Here is a 20,654-nt window from a genome sequence, read left to right as displayed (position 1 = left end):
CTGCCCGGCTACGAATGACCGCGACACCCCATGAATACTCGCTATAACGCCTCAGACATCGAAGTCCTCAGTGGCCTGGACCCGGTCAAGCGCCGGCCGGGCATGTATACCGACACGTCGCGCCCGAACCACCTGGCGCAGGAAGTCATCGACAACTCGGTCGACGAGGCGCTGGCCGGCCACGCGAAGACCATCGACGTCACCGTGTTCAACGACGGCTCGGTGGAAGTCAGCGACGACGGCCGCGGCATGCCCGTGGACATCCACCCCGAAGAAAAGGTGCCCGGCGTCGAGCTGATCCTCACGCGCCTGCACGCGGGCGGCAAGTTTTCCAACAAGAATTACGCCTTCTCCGGCGGCCTGCATGGCGTGGGCGTCTCCGTGGTGAATGCGCTGTCCAACCGGGTCGACGTCACCATCCGTCGCGAAGGCCAGGAATTCCGCATGAGCTTCGCCGACGGCGACCGTGCGAGCGAGCTGGAAGTCATCGGCACGGTGCCGAAGAAGAAAACCGGCACCACGCTGCGCTTCTGGCCCGACCCGAAGTACTTCGATTCCCCGCGCATCCTCGTCTCCAAGCTCAAGCACCTGCTGCGCGCCAAGGCCGTGCTCTGCGCCGGCCTCACCGTGCGCCTCACCGACGAGTCCACAGGCGAAACCGTCGAGTGGTACTTCGAGGACGGCCTGTCCGACTACCTGCGCGGTGAGCTGCAAGGCGCCGAGGCCCTGCCTTCCGACCTGTTCGTGAAGCACTTCGCACGCGACACCGACGCGCTCGATGTCGCCCTGGCGTGGCTGCCCGAAGGCGAGCTGGTGCAGGAAAGCTACGTCAACCTCATTCCCACCGCCCAGGGCGGCACGCATGTGAACGGCCTGCGTTCGGGCCTCACCAATGCCATCCGCGAGTTCTGCGACCTGCGCAACCTGCTGCCGCGCGGCGTGAAGCTGGCCCCGGAGGACGTCTGGGAGCGCCTGGCCTTCGTGCTCAGCGTGAAGCTGCAGGACGCCCAGTTCGCCGGCCAGACCAAGGAGCGCCTGTCGTCACGCAACGCCGCCGGCGTGGTCGAAGGCGTGGTGCATGACGCCTTCAGCCTGTGGCTCAACCAGCATGTGGACCTGGGCGAGAAGATCGCCCAGCTCGCGATCGAGCGCGCCAGCGCGCGCCTGAAGGCCGCCAAGCAGGTGGTGCGCAAGAAGATCACCCAGGGCCCCGCCCTGCCCGGCAAGCTGGCCGACTGCGCGGCCACCGACCTCACCCGCACCGAGCTGTTCCTGGTCGAGGGTGATTCGGCCGGTGGCTCGGCCAAGCAGGCCCGCGACAAGGACTTCCAGGCGATCCTCCCGCTGCGCGGCAAGATCCTCAACACCTGGGAAGTGGAATCCGGCGCCGTGCTCGGCTCGCAGGAAGTGCACGACCTCGCCGTCGCCATCGGCTGCGACCCGGGCAAGGACGACCTCTCGGGCCTGCGCTACGGCAAGGTGGTGATCCTGGCCGACGCCGACTCCGACGGCCTGCACATCGCCACCCTGCTCTCGGCGCTGTTCCTGCGCCACTTCCCGTCGCTGGTGCGCGAGGGGCACGTGTTCGTGGCGATGCCGCCGCTGTTCCGCGTGGACGTGGGCAAGCAGGTGTTCTACTGCCTCGACGAGGAAGAAAAGCGCCTCATGCTGGAGAAGGTAGAGCGCGAAAAGATGAAGGGCGCCGTCTCGGTCACCCGCTTCAAGGGCCTGGGCGAGATGAACCCGGCGCAGCTGCGCGAATCCACCATTCACCCGGACACGCGCCGCCTCGTGCAGCTTACGGTCGAAACCGACGACGGCACCCTGAAGCTCATGGATATGTTGCTGGCGAAAAAGCGCGCAGGCGATCGCAAGCAGTGGCTTGAAGAAAAGGGCGATCTCGCGACGCTGGAAGTCTGACCCTGTAGTTCCTGAAGAAAACGCCGGTCATCCTAGGATGGCCGGCGTTTTTTCTTTCAGCGCATGAAACTCATGCCCGGGACAGCCCCGTATATGGTTGTTGCTCAAGCGATCAGTTCGTGATCGCCTGATCGGCTGCATTGTAGGTGAAAGTCGCGCCACCCGCCGTCAGGTTCACCATGATGACTGGCACCCATAAGCCGGTTACATTCTTGTAGTTCTTCTGGTCTGTCTGCGCATACCCCTTACTTGCGGTAGCACCAGTCAGATAGTAGAACGCCTCGACCGGCACGGCCCTATCTGCCATGGAAAGATAATTATCAATGATGATTTCGTTCCAGGCGGTGTAGTTACGACCTCTCCGGATCGTCGCAATATGGTCCCACATCTGCGCGGCATTGGCCGTACCCTTGGCCACCTTGAAAGGGCAACCCGCGCCCGACGGAAACGTTGCATTGAACTGCGCCACGGTGGTGATACCCCGTGACTGGCAATCGTTCTGGCACTTGTTCGCCATGCCGTTTGTGCTTGCATTCATGATGTAACCGCATAACACCTGGAGATTCGACTTGCCAGCCTCAAGAAACTGGGCAGGCATCGTAATCATGCCGTTGGACACATAGAGCGTGGTTACGATGGAGTCCTTCCGCATCCAACTGAACGACACGCCCTTGGTCGATCCCGGCGCGGGCATCCAGGGCTTGTTAGGGGGCGGCAGGTTACCGGTTCCCCGGATCATGACCCCACTGCATACGAAAGCGGCAGCGCCATTCTTGCACGTCTGGTACTGCGGATCCTTCATGTCATAGCGAGCCTGCAAATGGCGGGCTACGTCTTCCCCCGGTGAACTGCCACCACCGCCAGGCTCCTTGACGGCCTGGTCAGCCGCGCGGTAGTCAAACGTCTGTGCACCGGTCTTGTTGACGGTCCAAAGAATGATCGGAACCCACCGATGGGTGAGATTCCAGTAGATTTTCTGGTCTTCCTTCGCATTTGTCAGGGGATCCTGATATCCAGGCTCCGCCACCGTGTCCTGATAGAAAAATGCTTCCAGCGGAAAGGCCTTCGGGTCACTGGAACGGTAGTCATCCAGGATGATTTCATTGCGGTTGACCGTGCCTAGAAGCTTTCGTGCCCCGAGCATCGCCATGAAGGCTGCCGCCGTATCCGTCATGCCCGCGCCTTTTACGAAACCAAAAGCACACTGGTTTTCGTCATCGCTGAAACCCTTGTTGTACCACTGCTGGGCCGTGAGTATCGCCGGACTGTACTGGTGGCATAGCTGGGTGACCGTGTGACTGCCTGGTCTTTCATGATGCGTGCACGCCTCCGGCTCTGCCGTCCACGCATCCTGCGGATACCCGCAACGTACGTATAAATTGGTAGCACCGTATTTATCGGCGTACGTTTTCGGATACACGATAAACCCGTTCGACGACGGATAAGGATTCCACATGTTGGCATCCTGCCGAAGAAACGACGACGACACGCCTACGGTGGTCGACGACGACGGGTTCGGCATCCAGGAATAGCGCCCTGCCGTGGGAAAGCGCGTCGAACGAAAGATGATCCCTGAGCAGACAAAAGCAGGTATGGTGGATGTACCGCAGTATGTCTCCGTACCCGCGTACCGCGTCCGGATATGCCTCAGTACATCGGCACCGGTTTCCTGGGGAAGAGCTAGCGCGACTGGTGCCGGCTCCCCGGATGATTGCACCCCGGCCTCACCCTCCGCCGGCATACCGGCGACTTCAGCATTGTGGACAACCGGCTGATCGCCCCTATGCACTACAGGCTGTTCGGGCGAATGAACAGGCTGCGTCGAGCAGGCCGCCATGACGACCAGTAATGAAACGGTGAAACCACGAAACCACATCCTGATCATGTCTCTTCCTCCTTGTGATGAGCTATCCAGTCCGATCAACTACTGCTGTACTGTCTGATCGTTCGGGTCGAAAGAAAAGCTGGCCGTACCGGGTGCTCCGGCAGCACTGACCGTCCACTTGATAATCGGGACCCAGCGCCCCGTCGCGTTCTTGAAGTCCTGCTGATCGAGGCGTGCAGATGCAAGAGAAGCCGGTGTATTGGATCGATAGAAGAAGGCTTCGACCGGCATGCGCGCGCCAATGGTCTGCGACCAGGCAGCGAGAATGATTTCGTTGTATGCCGTTGAGCCCTCCAGGCCAACGTTCTTCCGGATGATGGCTACCTGCATCCAGGCATCGGCACTATTGGCGGTACCTTTCTCAACACCAAATGGGCAACCATATCTACCCCCGTAAGCCGCCTGGTGTTGAGCGGCCGTCGTAATGGGATTTGGCAATTTCTGGCATATCGTCCTACAACGATCAGGCCCTCCGGTGCCCGCATCCCTTGGGTAACCGCATCGCACTTCGATGGAATCGTAGACCGAGGAGTCGATATATTTCGCGGGATAAATGATGAAGCCGTTACCAGACGGATAATTCCCGACAAAATCCGAATCGAGCCGCAACCAGGACGCCGATACACCCCAGGGAGCCGATCCAGGATTGGGCAGCCATGAGTGGTAACCCGCCGAATAGTTGGTCGACCTAAGAAGAATGCCTGCGCACACAAAGGCCGGCGCCGTAGCGCTCCCGCACTGTTTCGCCGGATCGGCATAGCGGGATTGCAGATGCCTGGCAACGTCCGCACCCGTCTCCGGCCCCGGCAACACCTTCTGATCGGCGATGCGATATTCGAACTTCGCGCCGCCAATCACATTGGCCGATGGTGTCCACCGGATAACCGGCACCCAGCGCTTGGTGACTTTCTTGAATTCCTCCTGATCCTTCTGTGCCGACTGCAATGCATTGGGCATGCCGGGATCGGGGTTGGTCCGGTAAAAGAATGCCTCGATGGGCATCCATTTCTCGTCGCTGATCGTGTCCCACGAATCAACGATGATCTCATCGCGCTTGTTGACCTGCCGACCATGCCTTACGCCTACGACCTGCATCCAGATGGCTGCTTTGTCCTGCCGATTGCGGTCGACCCCGAATGCGCATTGGTCGGTATCCTTGGTGAAGACCTTCATCCACGCCACCGACGTGGTGATGGGAGGCACCATGTCCTGGCAAATCGCCCATTTGACGTAACAACGATCAGGTCCGGTCGACTTCGCATCCTGTGGGTAGCCGCACCGCACATACAGCTTCTCGAACCCTCTTGGATCCGCATAGCTGCGTGGATAGACGATAAATCCGTTGGCGGTGGCACCGGAATCATCGAAGTTAGCGTCCTGCCGCAGCCAGGAGAACGTCACGCCCCAGGATGCCGTTGCAGGATTTGGCATCCACGAGTGGTATCCAGTGCCCCAGGTCGTCGACCTCAGCAAAATACCCGAGCACACAAAGGCGGGACTGGTCTTTCCGCCGCAGTCCTGCCGGCTTTCGTTATAACGACCCTGCAGATGCCTCGCGACATCGTCGCCCTTCTCCTCAGGAGGCCCTGCCGTCGGCACAGCCTCCACCAGAACGGAAGGCGGCTGTGCCGGTGGCGAATGACGCACGCAGGCACTCCCCAGCATGACGACAATGAAGCAGATCCATACCGCGAGTCTTTTGGTCACGATCATCATCCATGGTGAAGTCAATCCAGACCAGACCCGGAAACTTCAGCTTTCCTGCCACCGACGCACGAGAGCGCGGCATTCCGAAGCAGACGCCTGGTCGCTCGCGATGTAGTCGAACGACTGCAAGCCCGTTCTGTTCATGTTCCAGCGGATCAATGGCACACGCCGGTGCGTCAGTTCTTCATAGATGCACTGATCGGCCTTCGCGTTGGTCAAGGGGTCCTGGTAGCCGGGCTCCGCTTTTGCGTTCTGATAAAAGAACGCTTCGATGGGAAACGCTGCCGCGCTGGTCCTTCGCCAATCAACGAAGATCAATTCGTTCCGGTTATGGGTGCCGACAAGGAGACGCGCCGCCACCATGGCCATGAATGCACTTGTGGTATCCACCATCACGCCGTCCTTTTCCAGGCCGAAGGCGCATTGATAGGTGTCGTCGTAGAACCCGGCATCCTTCCACTCCTGACCCGTCCATATCGGCTTGGGCCGCTGCAAGTGGCACAGTGGCCGGTTCACCCTGGGCTGGGTCGGCGGAACGGTTTTTTCGAGCCAGTGGCAACGATCCGGCGGCTGCGACCATGCATCCTGGGGAAAGGCACAGCGAACCCGAAGGGACGTCATGCCATATTTTTCCGACCAATGCTTGGGATAGATAATGAAGCCATTCGATGAAGGGAACGGATTCCAGAAGTTGGAGTCCTGCCTCAGCCAGGAAACGGAAACGCCTTCCGCTTCGGTAGAATTGGGATTCGGCATCCATGCGTATCGCTTGCCCGACGGATACGTCGTGGATCGAAGCAGGATTCCCGAGCAGACGAAGGCAGGCGCATTGTTGTCATCGACACATCGGGCCACCGACTGTCCGTAGCGGTCCCGGAGATGCCTGAGCACCTGTTCACCGGTCTCGATAGGAGCCCCCGCTACATCCGTCGCCTCCGTAGCCAACGGCCTGTGTGCTACACCGGGGGATGTTGTACACGCGCTCAGCAAGCCGAGAAAGGCGAGCACCCCCAGTATTCTCGAAAATTCCTTTTTCATGCGGCACCTTATTCGTCAATAAGCGCTAGTGGATGGATCCCGCAGGCACTGATCGCCCGGAGGACGTTTGCGGGGGTATCAACTGATCCACTGCCCGGTACGAAAACTTCGCGCCGCCTTGCGTGGAGTCCGTGGGATCCCAACGGATGACCGGAACCCAGCGCATCGTCAGCTTGTAAAAGTCACGCTGGTCTTGCCGGGCACCGGCCAGGGGATCGGGCTTGTCGGGGCGCGACTCGGGCCGGTAGAAGAAGGCTTCGATGGGCAGGCTTGTATCGTCCAGGCCGGTCCATGCCTTGACGATGATTTCGTTCCGCCACCTTACCGAATCCAGCTTGCGCACCTCGACCATCTGACGCCATGCATCGACGCGACCGGCGTAAGCGCCCTCAACAGAAAAAGCACACTGATTCTCGTCATCATCGTAGCCAGCCCTCTTCCACTCCGCTGCCGTCAGGATCGGCGGATCGTGAAGATGGCAAAGCTTTGTCATGGTCCTTGGACCATTTCCATTCTGATGCCACAAGCAACGATCCGGGCTCGCGGACCAGGCGTCCCGTGGAAAGGCGCAGCGCACGCTGAACGTCGTTAGCCCGAGGCGCTGTGCATCAGCCACCGGATACACGACAAAACCGTTCCCTGTAGGGTAGCTATCGGAGAAATTCGAGTCCTTGCGCAACCAGGAAAACGAGACGCCCCAGTCGGCCGTTGCCGGGTTTGGCCGCCATGAATAATAAAGATCGGAATACATCGTCGAACGAATAAGCAGGCCGGAGCATTCATACGATGGCGAAGCCGAAGGGCCAGGACAACTCGCCAGGCCACTGTCGTAACGGCTCTGCATATAGCGGGCAACGGACCGTCCGTCGCCCTCCCCGGGAAACACGCCCTGGTCTGCTGCGTCATAGGTTAACCTTGCACCGCCGATCACCGAATCAGAAGCGACCCAGTGGATGACGGGAACCCACCGTCCAGTGACCTGCCTGAATTTCAGCTGGTCTTTCCGCGCAGATTCGCGAGCTTTGCCAGGATCACTACCCGAAGCCGTCCGGTAGAAGAATGCCTCGACTGGCATGGCTGATTCATCTGTACCGCGCCACGACTTGACGATGACTTCATCACGTATTTTCGACTGCAAGAGCTGGCGCACGCCAACCAGCTGCATCCACGCACTGGCTGTGTCCGGCAGGCCCATTTCAATAGCAAAGGCACACTGATCGTCGGGCTCCTTATCGGTGCCTTGTTGAAACGTTGCAATCCACTCGATCGCCGTCATCACCGGCGGCCTCATCTGGTGGCAAGGCGCCCATTTGAAATGGCACCGATCATCTCCCTTCGACCCGGCCTCCAGTGGAAATCCGCAGCGCAGCGCAAGCAGCGTCATTCCTTTTCCGTCACTGACGCTGCGAGGGTAGACAAAGAAGCCATTCGATGAAGACCCGGCACTCAGGAAATTGGCATCCTGGCGAAGCCAGAAGAATACGACGCCACCCGCATCCGTGACGGGGTTAGGCATCCAGCTGTTATAGCTGTCATCGTACGTTGTGGATCGACCCAGCAAACCCGAACACACCGGTGCGGGAGCCGTCTTGCTGCCACAGTCCTGCCGATTTTCATCGTAGCGAGCCTGCAGATGACGGGCGACATCCTCCCCGAGTTCATCCGTTGCCCGCACATCGTTGCGCGGTGCTTCCGTGATCCCCATACGGGCTTCCGGCGTATGCGGTGCACCGGAATCAGCCGCTGAACGCCCCCCAGCCAACAGACAGAAAACCAGGCTCGCGACCAGTCCAATCATGCGGATACTGCCTTCCATGACATCTCATTCCTTCGATGACTTCAGAGGTACTGCGCACCGGTCGCTAGGGAGCAATGCCCTGGTCTTCACGGCGATAGGTGAACGTCATTCTTTTATCCATGGACGACGGCATGCCGACCCTGATGATGGGGATCCACAACTGGGTCAGCTCCTTGTATTTGGCCTGCATCCACTTCGCGATTTCCAATGCCTTGGCATCGTCACTCGCCCAGTAGAAAGCCTCCACGGGAACCTCGATATCGCGGCCTTGCCATGCCCTCACGATCACGTCGGTCGCGATTCTGAATGCCTTGACCCTGCGGGCTGTCATCATTTGCGGCCAGATCGTTGCGGCATCGGCACCTTCCAGGTCGAAGGCGCATTGATCGGTGCCTCCTGAAAAGCGGTTCACCCAGTCCGCAGCATTCGTTACAGGCGGCGAACGCTTCTGACATACCGTGCCGCAACGCCAGCTGGAACCTTCGGACGCACCATGGTCGGGATACACGCATGAAGCAAAAATCACGTCCCGTTGGGGCGGCTTGATATACCGCGATGGAAAGAAAACGATTCCTACAGGCGATCGCAGGTACATAGCGTTGGCGTCATGGCGCACCCAGTCGAGCCCGACGCCAGAAAAAACGTCTGAGGATCGAGGCAGCCATGCGTATTCCGACCCCATGCCACCCCCCAGCCCACCCGCATCAATACGCCTGAGCACGACACGAGCGACGGATTCTGTTGTCCGGGGCAGCTGGTCGCCGTGTCGTCGTAACGCGACTGCAGGTGACGCGCCACATCTTCCCCGGGGTTGGGCACGGGTGCCTTGCAGGATTCAGCACTCCCTTGGTCCTGGGCCCGGAAGGAAAAGGTTGCAGCACCCACCGGCAACGCCGTGCCATCCCAGCGAATGATGGGAATCCACTTACCCACCGTCCTGTAGAAGTCACATTGATCATTCTGGGCGCTGGATAGCGGCGCAGGCTTTCCAGGCAATGTATCCGGCTTGTAGAAGAATGCCTCGATGGGAAACTTTGCATCAGGCATAGCGGACCAATTCGCGATAACGGCCTCATTTCGCCGGTAGCCCAGCGTCGTGCTACTGCGGTGCCGGATATCCACCGAATACATGACAACGGTGGCCCGGCTGCTACGGGATGGGCGCACGTCAAAGGCACATTGACGCTCGTTGTCCAGGTACCCGGCCTTCAGCCATTCATCGCTCGTGTAGATCTTGAGATCCTGGCAACGAGGGATCGTAGGCGCTGGACTCCCCGACGAATAGGCATGCGACGTGCACCGATCAGGCCCGGATGTCCACGCGTCCTGCGGGTAGATGCATTCCACCACGACTGGCGTCAGGCCGTTGGACAGTGCGTACTTCTCCGGATACACGATGAAGCCATTGTTCGTGCCATGTGTATCCTTGAAGTCACTATCCTTCCTCAGCCACGAGAAGGAAACTCCCCATTTGGCAGTTGCCGGATTGGGCTGCCAGGAATGGTACTGCGGTGAGTATTCGGTGGCACGGAGCAAAAGACCACTGCAATCCGTGGGTGCGCCCGAAGGATTATTGTCGCAGTTCGGCATTGTCTCGTTGTAGCGGGACTGGAGATGACGGGCTACGTCATTACCATCTTCGAGTGGCTGCGCTTGCGCAGGCTTGCCCGCTTCTGGATGGCTAGCCTGGGAGTTGTCGTTACACGCCTGAAGCAGCACGACAAGTACACAGAGAAAGGCAAAACGACAAAAGACGTCCATGATGACGAAGGCCTCCCAGCCCTGGGCTTGTCGATGCCATTCTTGATCGCAATGCGACGGATATGCGATCCCACCTTTGGCGTAGGCGAAGCCATGCAAATCCGGCCACAGATCTACCTGTAGTTCAAAGCGTATCGATTTTTTTCGTGCTTTGCCGCCGGGTAGTGAAGCCCTCTTCCACTAGGGATATCCGCCATTGTTGTGGCGGGAGGCCGATGTCTGATGGCCTCATCAGCAGGACCGCGCCTGCCCCCCCCTGCGTCGACGGTAGAAACGGTCGTGCGCGAGGCGCGCTCCTACATGGGGTTTCGCAGGAAAGAGAGGACCGTCCCGGCCTGTTTCGGCAGGTAATGACGCCCTTCCTCCACGAAATGCACCCGCCCGGCCGGAACGAGCGCCATGACACGCCGCCGGGTTGCATGCGAATCCAGCATCACATCACGCCCACCCACGATCGCCAGCAGAGGTATTGCCAGACCCGCTAATGCCTTGTCACTCATGATGGGCAGACGCATAGGCCGCGGGCGTACCGAGGTGCGTATACGCTGAAGAAAGTCCATCAGCTCTTTGGCCCGCGGTGACGATTTTCCAGGCACATGCCCCATGACCATATCGCGTATCTTTGCCGCTCCCCAGCGCCCCAGCAGGAGCAGCGGTAGCACCTTCCAGAGGAAGGCCTTCTGCGGTCCGATACCTGATGGACATACCAAGGCAAGACAGGACACGCGAGACGGTCGGCGGCACGCATAGTCGAGCGCAAGCCAGCCACCGAACGACATGCCGACGAAGCTGGCGCTGGACACACCCAGGCCATCCAGCACATCGTCCAGCCAGGCGGCCCAGGCATCGCTATGAAGCGCGGGATGGGACGCGGCACTGAGCCCCGGTTCGCCGATCACGTCGATCATATGCACGCGGAAGTGTGGCGCCCATTCCTGAGCGTCGAACATCCAGCTGGCTGTATTGGTAAGTGCGCCATGCAGCACGATCAGCGGTGGCGCGCATTCATCACCACAGCTGAGCACGAAGGTTGCACCCTGACGCGTTTCGATGGTCCTGCGGTCGCAGGGCTCGGGCCATGTATCCAGCTGCGCGAGGTAGGCTTCGCGCAGTTCCGGGGTAAGCGTGCGCGCATTCATTGCAGCCCCTCCAGCAAGTGAGCGACGCTTTCTGTCCACGCCGCCACCTCTGCAGGCGCCCCCACCGCAACGAAACGCAACTGGCGCCAGGGCGCATCGTAGGTCGCGGTGAACTGCATCGCTTCCCGATCGGAGCCACGCGATATCCACATGCCCTGCATTGCCACCGTCAGGCGATCGGCGGTGGCCGGATCCGTGTCGGGAACGTCGACGATTGCCGTGGCGCGCGGAGGCATGGACGGTACATTCGTCGGCTCGACCCCCGCAAAGGCATTCAGGTCGGCCGGAAGGATGCGGTAGGACTTGCCGATACGGGTGGCGCGCAGGCGCCCTTCGCGGATCATCCGATGGACCGTGCGAGGGTGCAGTCCAAGGCGGGTGGCGGCGTCTTCGACGGTGTGGAAGCTGGTCACGGATGCTCCATAATTACCTATTGATACCTATATAGCAAATATAGGTATTAATAGGTAATTTTTGCAAGCAAAGAAAAGCCCGGTCATGCCGGGCCTCTCTTCTGTAGGAGCCGACCTTGTCGGCGACCGGATGGGCCTTGTGCTTCCCGGTCGCCGACAAGGTCGGCTCCTACAAGAGCACGATGACCGCTAAATCAGCGCCGGTCGCGGATCGCCTCAATCAGTCCACGCGTGGCACCGTCGAACTGACCGAAATCACCGGCGCTCTTGTCGTTCGCAAGCGACGGATAGATCTGCTTGGCAATCACCTTGCCCAGCTCAACGCCCCACTGGTCGAACGCGTTGATGCCCCACAGGTGGCCGAGCATGAACACCTTGTGCTCATAGAGCGCGATGAGCGCGCCCAGCGAATGCGGAGTGAGTGCGTCGAGCATGAAGACCGTGCTCGGGCGATCTCCCTTGAAGGTGCGCTGTGCGGCGAGCGCGCGACGCTCGGCTTCGCTGCCCGTCTTCGCTTCGGCCAGGGCCTCTTCGAAGGTCTTGCCCAGCGACAGCGCGGCGGCCTGTGCGAGCAGGTTGGACAGCAGTACGTCCTGGTTCTCGCGCAGTGTGTGCGCCGGCTTCACCACGCCGATGAATTCCAGCGGTACGGTGTCGGTACCCTGGTGCAGTGCCTGGAAATACGCATGCTGTGCGTTGGTACCGATACTGCCCCACACGACCGGCACGGTGGAGCCCTTCACTTCGCTGCCGTCGTCCGGGTGCACGTGCTTGCCAAGGCTTTCCATCTCCAGCTGCTGGAGATAGGAAGGCAGGTCGCCCAGATAATCCACGTACGGCACCACCGCACGGCTTGAGCGACCAAGGATGTTGCGGTTCCACAGCTCGGCGATGGCGAGCAGCACCGGAACGTTGTCCTGCCATCCGGTGGTGCGGAAGTGATCGTCGGCCTCGGCAGCGCCCGCAAGAAGGTCACGGAAACCCTGCATGCCGATGGAGAAGGCAATCGACGCACCCACCGCGGACCACAGCGAGAAGCGACCACCCACGTAGTCCCACATCGGCAGGATCTGCGAGGCACCCCACTTCTGCACGGCCTCGACGTTGGAGCTGACGGCGATGAAGTGCTTGGCTGTTTTCGCCTCGTCGCCGTTGTTGGCCTTGAGGATCCAGTCGCGGAACACGCCGCCGTTGAGCAGGGTTTCCTGCGTGTTGAAGCTCTTGGAAACCAGGATCACCAGCGTGTGCGCGGGATCGAGCTTCTTCATCAGGTCGGCGGCGGCCTGGCCATCGACATTGGTGAGGAAGTGGCTGGTGATGCCCTTGACGTGGAACTGCTCCAGCGCATGCACGGCAAGGCGGGGGCCAAGATCCGAACCACCGATGCCGATGTTCACCACGTCGGTGACGCCACCGATGAGGCCTACCGACGCGCCTTCGCCCTTGTGGACGGCATTGACCAGAAGCTCCATCTGGTCGAGCGCATCGGCGACTTCCTTGCGGACGTCGGCCGGCGCCGCCGGATGACGCGACGCGCCACCGCGCAGTGCGGTGTGCAGCACGGCGCGATCTTCGGAGGTATTGATGTGCTTGCCTTCGAACATCGCGTCGCGCGCGGCCTGCCAGCCGGCGCCTTCGATGTAGTGGCCCACCGCATCGAGCGCGGCGATATCGAGCTTCTGCCGGGTGATGTCGAGCAGGATGGGACCCACACGCTTGCGCAAGCGAGCGGCACGGGCGTCATCGTTGACGAGCGTGCGAAGGTGGGTATGGGAGAGGCGTGAAGCGTGCTCTTCGAACGAAGGCAGGGGGGCGTGCTTTGAATCCATGGCTTCCACTTTGGCTGCGACGGAGGGAAGCGTCGATCTTACCGCAGTGCAGCGTAAGTGGATTGTGTGGATCGTGCGGAAAGCTCACGATTGATCCGGAGCACCTGCCTCGTCGTTCCTGCGAAAGCATGAACCCCCAGTGCACGCGTGCCCTGCACCATGGCCTCACCCCTGGGCTCGTCGTTCCTGCGAAAGCAGGAACCCCCAGTGCGCGCGTGCCCTGCCCATGGCCTCACCCCTGGGCTCGTCGTTCCTGCGAAAGCAGGAACCCAGTGCGGCGAGGCAGGTTTTCGCGATAGGGCCACCTGCTCACAAGCCGATGTGGCGTGGCCGTGTTTACTGGCAAACCGGGGCGCTGGGTTCCTGCTTTCGCAGGAACGACGGTGTCCCGTAGAGCGCGGGACACCCGATACGTTACGCCGCCTGCTTCGGAATCGAGTGATTCGTGTGCGTGATGCGGTTGTCGGCGTCCACGTAGACCAGGTCGGGCTGGTACTTGGCCAGTTCGGCCTCGGACAGGCCGGCAAAGGCGGCGATGATCACCAGGTCGCCCACGGAGACGCGACGGGCCGCGCTGCCGTTGACGGAGATGATGCCGGAGCCCTCTTCCGCGCGCAGTGCATAGGTGACGAAGCGCTCGCCATTGCTGATGTTCCAGGCGTGGATCTGCTCGTACTCGCGGATGCCCGCGGCGTCGAGCAGGTTACCGTCGATGGCGATCGAACCTTCGTAGTTCAGCTCGGCGTGAGTCACCGTGGCACGGTGGATCTTGCACTTGAGCATGTTGAGCTGCATGGCGGTCTCTGGGGAAGTGGCGATTGCAAAAACGCCCATTCTAACGGAGGTTGCCCGTGCCGTCGCGAATGGGCTCCTCTGTCGGGCGCTTTATGGGGTGTTCTCGTTCGAAACGCAAGTACCGGTTCGTGAAGGTTTTCAGTCGAACGGCAGGTTGTCGATGAGGCGGGTGGCGCCCAGCCGGGCCGCGATCAGGGCCACCAGACCCTCCCGCTCTTCAGCGCCAGGCTCGGCCAGGTCCTCGGCGCGACGGATGGCCACGTAGTCCGGGACGAAGCCGGCCCGCTCCAGGCGGGCTTTCGCGGCCTGCTCCAGAGCCTGCCAGGCGTGGCCCTGGTGGAACAGGTCGCGCATCTGGGTCAGCGTGGCGTGGATCTGGGGCGCCCGCTGCCGTTCGGCAGCCGACAGGTACTGGTTTCGCGAGCTCATGGCCAGGCCATCGTCTTCGCGCAAGGTCGCGCCGGACATGACCTTCACCGGCAGGCTGAGGTCGCGGACCATCCGCTCGATGACCTTCAGCTGCTGGAAGTCCTTCTGGCCGAACACGGCGAAATCCGGCTGCACCAGGTTGAACAGCTTGGTGACCACCGTGGCCACGCCGTCGAAGTGGCCCGGGCGATGGGCGCCTTCCAAAGTATCGGTGATCACCGGGATATGGATGCTAGCGCTGGCGGCAGCACCGAAGGGGTACATGGTGGCTACTTCCGGCGCGAACAGGATGTCGCAACCGGCCTCGGCCAGGCCCACCTGATCCTGGGTGAGCGTGCGCGGGTAGCGCTCGAAATCCTCGCCCGGGCCGAACTGCGTCGGGTTGACGAAGACGCTGGCCACCACGCGGTCGGCACGGGCGCGGGCCAGTTTCAGCAGGGAGTGATGGCCCGCATGGAGATTGCCCATGGTGGGCACGAAGCCCACGGCCTGCCCGGAGGAACGCCAGCCACGGATCGTGGCGCGAAGGGCGGCGGCGTCGGTAACGGTCTGCATCGTCGGTTGGACTCTCTAGCTGAAGCTGTGTTCGGGACCGGGGAAACGGGATTCACGTACGTCCCCGGCATAGGCGGCGATGGCGCCCTGGATGGAGTCGCGCCCCAGCAGGAAATCCTTGGAAAACTTCGGGCGCTTGCCGGGCGTGAGGCCCAGCATGTCGTACACCACCAGCACCTGCCCGTCGCAGTCGATTCCGGCACCGATGCCGATCACCGGCACGTCCACCTCGGCCGTGATTTTAGCGGCCACGGCGGATGGCACGCATTCGAGCACGATCATGCCTGCACCCGCCTCGGCCACGGCCTTTGCGTCAGCCAGCAGCTTCGCCGCGGCCTCCTCGCCCTTGCCCTGCACCTTGTAGCCGCCGAAACGGTTCACGGACTGCGGAGTGAGGCCCAGGTGGCTGCATACCGGGATATCGCGCTCGACCAGCGCGGCGATCACCTCGCAGATGCGCCCCGCGCCCTCGATCTTCACCATGGCCGCGCCGCCTTCGGCGACCAGTCGCGTGGCGGAGGCCATCGCGGTGGGCACATCGCGGTCGCTCATGAACGGCAGGTCGGCCACCAGCAGCGTGGACGACAGCCCGCGCGCCACGGCGGCGGTGTGATAGACCATCTCGTCGACGGTGACCGGCAGCGTGCTCGACCTGCCCTGCACCACCATGCCCAGCGAATCGCCGACCAGGGCGACATCGACCCCGGCCATTTCAAGGTGGGCGGCAAAACTCGCGTCGTAGGCGGTGAGCATCACGATCTTCCGGCCCTCGGCTTTCATTGCCTTCAGGCCCGGCACGGTCACCGGCTTACGCGCCGGCGCACTCGTTTTTTCAACGTACACGCTCTTGTCGCCTCGTTGGGGGAAAGGGGAATTGTCCTCCCGTAATCGCCGGGGCTCAACTCACGGGCCGACACGGCTTACGGCAGCAGCTCACATCCGGTGGAATCGATGGCATCGAGCATGTCGCTCACCCGCCCCATACCGGGCAGGACAGCATCAAAGGCGATGTCTCCCAGCGGCAGGAGCACGAAGGCCCGCTCGCGAATGCGCGGATGAGGCACGCTCAGGCGTTCGTCGTCGAGGATCGCGTCGCCATAGGCAAGCAGGTCGAGGTCGAGGGTGCGCGGCCCCCAACGCTCGCCATCTCGCGTGCGCCCGAAGGCGCGCTCGGTGGCAAGCATGGCATCGAGCAGTTGGTGAGCCTCCAGCGACGTCTCTACGGCCATGGCCGCATTGACGAAGTCGGGCTGATCCACGTTGCCCCAGGGAGGCGTGCGATAGAAGCGGGAGCGAGCGACAAGGGTGATGCCGGCCATGGCGGCAAGCGCCTCCATGGCCGCGTCCAGACGCGTACGTACGTCGCCCAGGTTGCCGCCCAGGCCAATCAGCGCAATGACGCTCACGAACCGCCTGCGTCGCCCTTGCCCTTGCCTGACGGCTTGCGCCGGCGGCGACGCTTGCGCGCCGGCCCGCTGGCGGACACCGTGCTCTCGCTCACCGGCACGCCACCGCCACCCAGGGCGGCGGCCAGCATTTCCGGCGGCAGCTGCTGTGCGTGATGCCACCACTCGCCCAGCTCACGCATGCGCGCAGATTCATGGGCACGTAGCAGCAGGAAGTCGAACGCCGCACGGAAACGGGGGTGCGACAGCAAGCGGAACACGCGCTTGCGATGGATATGCTCGAAACGGGGCTGCAAAGCCCAGATTTCTTCCATTGTCAGCGTGAAGCGACGCGGGATGGCGACGCGCTGGCACTGTTCGCCCACCACATGCGCCGCGGCCCGCTGCCAGGCATCGCTATCGTCGATGCCCTGCATGATCCAGCCGCGAGCCTGGTCACGCACCTCGCCCCACAGCAACACGGCGTAGAGGAAGGCCGGCGTAACCGACTTGCCGTCGGCGATGCGGGCATCCGTATTCGCCAGGCCCTGCTCCACCAGTGCGCGCAGCGCGTGGTCGCCACGCTCAAGCGCCCGCGCCGTGGCCGGGAACATGAACTTCAGCAGCCCGCACGATTCGAGCATCTTGAAGCTCTTCAGGCCATGACCGGCCAGGAACAGCTTCAGCGATTCGTCGAACAGACGGGCCGGCGAGGCTTCCGTCAGCAGATGCCCCAGGGTGGCAAACGGTGCCGAGGCCGCGGGATCGATGGTGAAGTCGAGCTTCGCCGCCAGCCGCGCCGCGCGCAGCATGCGCACGGGGTCTTCGCGATAGCGCAGCTCCGGATCGCCGATGAGCCGCATGGAGCGGTCTTCGAGATCCTGCATGCCACCGACGTAATCGCGCACGCTGAAATCGGAGATGTCGTAATAGAGGGCGTTGACGCGGAAGTCGCGGCGGATCGCGTCTTCCTCGATGCTGCCCCAGATGTTGTCGCGGACGATACGGCCGTCGACGATGTGGCGGTCGCCGCCACTGTCGCCGTCTTCACCGGTGCCCCGGAAGGTGGCCACCTCGATGATTTCGGGTCCGAACACAACATGCGCGAGGCGGAACCGGCGGCCGATCAGGCGGCAGTTGCGGAATAAGCCCTTGACCTGTTCCGGCGTGGCATTGGTCGCCACGTCGAAGTCCTTGGGATGACCACCGAGCAGAAGGTCGCGCACCGCGCCACCGACCAGGTACGCGTCGTAGCCGGCTTCATTGAGCCGGTACAGGACGCGCAAAGCGGCCTTGCTGATGTTCTTGCGGGAGATGGAGTGCTGTTCTCGCGGGACGATACGCGGTACCGGCGGAACGTCGCTCCTGGATACGGGATTCAAGCGGTTGTGGTCCTGGCGGTCGCGTAGGCGTCCGGTCAAGTGGTCCCGACCGGCGGCCGGTGTCGGGTTCGAATGGGTTAAATGTAACGAATTCACCGCCTGCCGACGACCCGGAAAAAAACCGTTGCCGAACGCCGGAAGTTGGGTATACTAGCGCGCTTCGTACGCTGAGTACGACCCGCTCCCTTCGTCTAGTGGTCCAGGACACGGCCCTCTCAAGGCTGGAACACGAGTTCGAACCTCGTAGGGAGCGCCATTTTCCTCTGGCATCGAACCTCCGTAATGACCTTTGTCGTCACCGACAACTGCATCAAGTGCAAGCATACGGATTGCGTCGAGGTCTGCCCTGTCGATGCCTTCCACGAAGGCCCGAACTTCCTGGTCATCAACCCGGACGAGTGCATCGACTGCACCCTCTGCGAGCCGGAATGCCCGATCAATGCCATCTACCCCGAGGATGACGTCCCTGGCGGCCAGGAGCAGTTCGTAGCGCTGAACGCCGATCTGGCAAAGGAATGGCCGGTTCTCACGGTGCGCAAGGACAGCCTTGCCGATGCCAAGGACTGGGAAGGCGTACCCGACAAGCTCAAGTATCTCGAGCGTTGATCCAGGAAAAACGACCCTTACGGGTCGTTTTTCGTTTCATCTCCGGTACGGCTTCGCACATCGCCTCAAGGATCAATACGTGCAGTCGACTGGTTAAGGCGCTCGTAAACGTCAGTTCAGCACACCCTGATCCTCGACGCGATATTCGAAGTTCGCCGAGGCAGTCACCCACGCCGGCATGATCATCCGGATCACTATGTATTGAATCAAGGCGCAAGTCCCTGATCCGCAGGGTCATAGATGAAACCCGCCGGCGCACCGACAGATGCAGCAAGGGTGATGCGGATGATGGGAATCCACCGCCCGGTGACGGCAACCAGGTTTCTCTGGTCCCTCTGTGCCAATGCCCGGCCCGTCGTCCACGGGGGACAGGGACTGGTCCCTCCACCACCGCATTTGGTGGGATTGCTGATGTAGTAGAAAGCCTCAAGCGGAAGTTTTGCCTGATTCTGTGGCCACTCTGCGACGACCAGTTCATTCCAGCGGTTGAAACTGGCACCCCCCATCATGCTCATGACCCGGCGCATCTGGTAAAACGCTTCGCGGGTATTCAGGCCGCTGGCCTGCCGCATGTCGAAGCCGCAGATTCTTTCGTTGAACCAGTTCGATGGCTGGTACTTGGCCCGGTATTGCTCGGCCGTCGTGACGCCGACCGTATGACAGGGGCCACTTTCGCCGGGATAGCTACTCGTTGCACCGCACCCGCGATTACCCCGGATCCATGTGTACGAATCGTCGGCAAATGCGCAGTTCACATGAATGGAATAATCACCGAATTTGTCGGCATAGAACTTGGGCAGGAAGATAAAACCGTTCGTCACCCACGAACCGAGAAAGTTCGAGTCCTGCCTGAGCCATACAAACGAGACATCGCTACCTGGCTTGGGGTTCCAGGGGTAGAAAGCTCCGTAGTCGCCTGTGCCGCGCATGAGGATGCCGCTGCACAGGAAGGTAGGCCACAGGACACCGGACGACGCCTTGCAGCCGTCAAAGGTTTCGGCGAAGCGAGAGCGCAGGTGGCGCTCTACGGTCGGGCCATCCTCCCTGACCGTCGCATGGGGCGAAATGGCCGAAAGGCTGCCCGACTCACTGCTCGGCGTGGCAGGGGGTCGCGTAGTCACGCACCCTGCCATGCAGAGCACGAGGGCAACCATCACCCAGCGCACCAGATGCCTTGCCAGCACTGAATGGTTCATTCTCCGCCTCCGTGCGGCCGTTGCCACGCCATCCCTGCCAACCACCAGGTCATTCCATTTCCCGACATTCCCCGAGCCATCGCAACCAGCCATTGGTTGTAGGTGCTTTCAGGGTCTTTCCGGCAACATCGGGAGGCGCGTCCTTGAACATCGTAAAAAAGAACGCCGCCCCATGGGCGGCGTTCTCGTGATCCATTCGAAGCGCCTGGACAACCGGCTTACTTGGCACCCAGTCGCGACTTCAGTGCATCGACCACGCGGCGGACGCCATCGGCATCGCCCTGTGCGCGCACTTCGCTGCCGCTGCCGCTGGCATTGACGGCCACCACGACGTTGCGGGTCTTGCCACCGCCCGACTTCGAGGACGAGCCGCTGTCGGCATCGCGATTCTTGCCGCCGCCGAACATGCGGCGGAACAGGCCCGGCTTCTCGGTCGGCATGCCGCCGTTCACCGCCACCTGGTAGGTGTGGGCCTCATCATCGTGAGCCGTGACGCTGCCCAGGTCGCCCACGCCCAGCGCCTCGCCGATACGGCGGTAGGCGGCGTCGACGTCGTCGGCTAGCACGAAGCCATCCGATACCGGCGCAACAGTCTGGGCGCCGGCGCCCGAACCGACGTCCGGAATCACCAGGGCGGCGCTTGTGGACGGGGTATCGAGACCCGGCGGGATTTCCAGCGGAGCCTCCTGCTGGGCCTTGTCCCAGTCTTTCTTGGAGCGGAACGCGCCGCAGCCGGAGACGACCAGGACGGACAGGAGCAGTGCCGGGACGACCAGCGCGTACGAGGTTTTCTTCATGAACGAGAGTTCCGTTGGA

General features: G+C 61.7%; 19 protein-coding genes and 1 tRNA gene. 3 read left to right on the top strand and 17 right to left on the bottom strand.

Features of this window, described 5'->3' with window-relative positions; all coding sequences use genetic code 11:
- Nucleotides 1-30: 30 nt before the first annotated feature.
- Nucleotides 31-1,920, top strand: coding sequence for a DNA topoisomerase IV subunit B (gene parE / locus KR767_RS13680; RefSeq protein ID WP_250876664.1), 1,890 nt, complete (start codon nt 31-33; stop codon nt 1,918-1,920).
- A gap of 112 nt (nt 1,921-2,032) precedes the next feature.
- Here parE and KR767_RS13675 read toward each other — a convergent pair whose 3' ends face one another.
- From KR767_RS13675 to pcnB, 14 genes are all read right to left on the bottom strand, one after another.
- Nucleotides 2,033-3,805 carry a hypothetical protein gene (locus KR767_RS13675; protein ID WP_250876663.1) on the bottom strand — a complete coding sequence of 591 codons (1,773 nt, stop codon included), beginning with the start codon at nt 3,803-3,805 and terminating at the stop codon, nt 2,033-2,035.
- A gap of 39 nt (nt 3,806-3,844) precedes the next feature.
- A complete protein-coding gene (locus KR767_RS13670; protein ID WP_250876662.1) occupies nt 3,845-5,512 on the bottom strand; it encodes a hypothetical protein in 1,668 nt (555 codons plus the stop codon).
- Nucleotides 5,513-5,557: 45 nt separating this feature from the next.
- Nucleotides 5,558-6,550 (bottom strand): hypothetical protein, encoded by a 993-nt coding sequence (locus tag KR767_RS13665; RefSeq protein WP_250876661.1) that lies wholly within the window; start codon nt 6,548-6,550, stop codon nt 5,558-5,560.
- Nucleotides 6,551-6,575: 25 nt separating this feature from the next.
- Entirely contained in the window at nt 6,576-8,366 is a 1,791-nt protein-coding gene (locus KR767_RS13660) for a hypothetical protein (RefSeq protein WP_250876660.1), read from the bottom strand.
- Between the two features lie 46 nt (nt 8,367-8,412).
- Nucleotides 8,413-8,760, bottom strand: a complete 348-nt coding sequence (locus KR767_RS13655) for a hypothetical protein (protein ID WP_250876659.1) — start codon at nt 8,758-8,760, stop codon at nt 8,413-8,415.
- Between the two features lie 161 nt (nt 8,761-8,921).
- Nucleotides 8,922-10,208 carry a hypothetical protein gene (locus KR767_RS13650; RefSeq protein WP_250876658.1) on the bottom strand — a complete coding sequence of 429 codons (1,287 nt, stop codon included), beginning with the start codon at nt 10,206-10,208 and terminating at the stop codon, nt 8,922-8,924.
- A 197-nt stretch (nt 10,209-10,405) separates the two neighbouring features.
- Nucleotides 10,406-11,248: an alpha/beta fold hydrolase gene (locus tag KR767_RS13645; RefSeq protein WP_250876657.1), complete on the bottom strand. Its 843-nt coding sequence runs from the start codon at nt 11,246-11,248 to the stop codon at nt 10,406-10,408.
- Complete coding sequence (locus tag KR767_RS13640) at nt 11,245-11,661, bottom strand: helix-turn-helix domain-containing protein (RefSeq protein ID WP_250876656.1); 417 nt, start codon at nt 11,659-11,661, stop codon at nt 11,245-11,247. The genes KR767_RS13645 and KR767_RS13640 overlap by 4 nt, the downstream gene beginning before the upstream one ends.
- Nucleotides 11,662-11,855: 194 nt before the next feature.
- Nucleotides 11,856-13,490 carry a glucose-6-phosphate isomerase gene (gene pgi / locus KR767_RS13635; RefSeq protein ID WP_250876655.1) on the bottom strand — a complete coding sequence of 545 codons (1,635 nt, stop codon included), beginning with the start codon at nt 13,488-13,490 and terminating at the stop codon, nt 11,856-11,858.
- A gap of 414 nt (nt 13,491-13,904) precedes the next feature.
- A complete protein-coding gene (gene panD, locus KR767_RS13630; protein WP_166950004.1) occupies nt 13,905-14,285 on the bottom strand; it encodes an aspartate 1-decarboxylase in 381 nt (126 codons plus the stop codon).
- A gap of 138 nt (nt 14,286-14,423) precedes the next feature.
- Nucleotides 14,424-15,269, bottom strand: coding sequence for a pantoate--beta-alanine ligase (gene panC / locus KR767_RS13625; protein WP_166950002.1), 846 nt, complete (start codon nt 15,267-15,269; stop codon nt 14,424-14,426).
- A 15-nt stretch (nt 15,270-15,284) separates the two neighbouring features.
- Nucleotides 15,285-16,049, bottom strand: a complete 765-nt coding sequence (gene panB / locus KR767_RS13620; protein WP_250879161.1) for a 3-methyl-2-oxobutanoate hydroxymethyltransferase — start codon at nt 16,047-16,049, stop codon at nt 15,285-15,287.
- A 140-nt stretch (nt 16,050-16,189) separates the two neighbouring features.
- A complete protein-coding gene (folK, locus tag KR767_RS13615) occupies nt 16,190-16,675 on the bottom strand; it encodes a 2-amino-4-hydroxy-6-hydroxymethyldihydropteridine diphosphokinase (RefSeq protein WP_250876654.1) in 486 nt (161 codons plus the stop codon).
- On the bottom strand, nt 16,672-18,036 hold the full coding sequence (gene pcnB, locus KR767_RS13610) for a polynucleotide adenylyltransferase PcnB (protein ID WP_166949998.1): 1,365 nt from the start codon (nt 18,034-18,036) through the stop codon (nt 16,672-16,674). The genes folK and pcnB overlap by 4 nt, the downstream gene beginning before the upstream one ends.
- Nucleotides 18,037-18,216: 180 nt before the next feature.
- Between pcnB and KR767_RS13605 the strand changes: the two genes are divergently transcribed.
- Both KR767_RS13605 and fdxA read left to right on the top strand, forming a co-directional pair.
- Nucleotides 18,217-18,292 (top strand) — tRNA-Glu (locus tag KR767_RS13605).
- 26 nt (nt 18,293-18,318) lie between these two features.
- Nucleotides 18,319-18,642 carry a ferredoxin FdxA gene (gene fdxA, locus KR767_RS13600; RefSeq protein WP_166949997.1) on the top strand — a complete coding sequence of 108 codons (324 nt, stop codon included), beginning with the start codon at nt 18,319-18,321 and terminating at the stop codon, nt 18,640-18,642.
- Between the two features lie 206 nt (nt 18,643-18,848).
- Here the strand turns inward: fdxA and KR767_RS13595 are convergent, their stop codons facing one another.
- From KR767_RS13595 to KR767_RS13585, 3 genes are read right to left on the bottom strand one after another with little or no spacing between them, the layout of a single operon-like run.
- Entirely contained in the window at nt 18,849-19,838 is a 990-nt protein-coding gene (locus KR767_RS13595; protein WP_250876653.1) for a hypothetical protein, read from the bottom strand.
- A 49-nt stretch (nt 19,839-19,887) separates the two neighbouring features.
- Nucleotides 19,888-20,034 carry a hypothetical protein gene (locus KR767_RS13590; RefSeq protein WP_250876652.1) on the bottom strand — a complete coding sequence of 49 codons (147 nt, stop codon included), beginning with the start codon at nt 20,032-20,034 and terminating at the stop codon, nt 19,888-19,890.
- 22 nt (nt 20,035-20,056) lie between these two features.
- Nucleotides 20,057-20,635, bottom strand: coding sequence for a hypothetical protein (locus KR767_RS13585; RefSeq protein WP_250876651.1), 579 nt, complete (start codon nt 20,633-20,635; stop codon nt 20,057-20,059).
- Nucleotides 20,636-20,654: the final 19 nt, after the last annotated feature.

This window comes from Luteibacter anthropi (assembly GCF_023699965.1).
Taxonomy (GTDB): Bacteria; Pseudomonadota; Gammaproteobacteria; order Xanthomonadales; family Rhodanobacteraceae; genus Luteibacter; species Luteibacter anthropi.
This window is presented reverse-complemented; position numbering and strand designations above follow the sequence as displayed.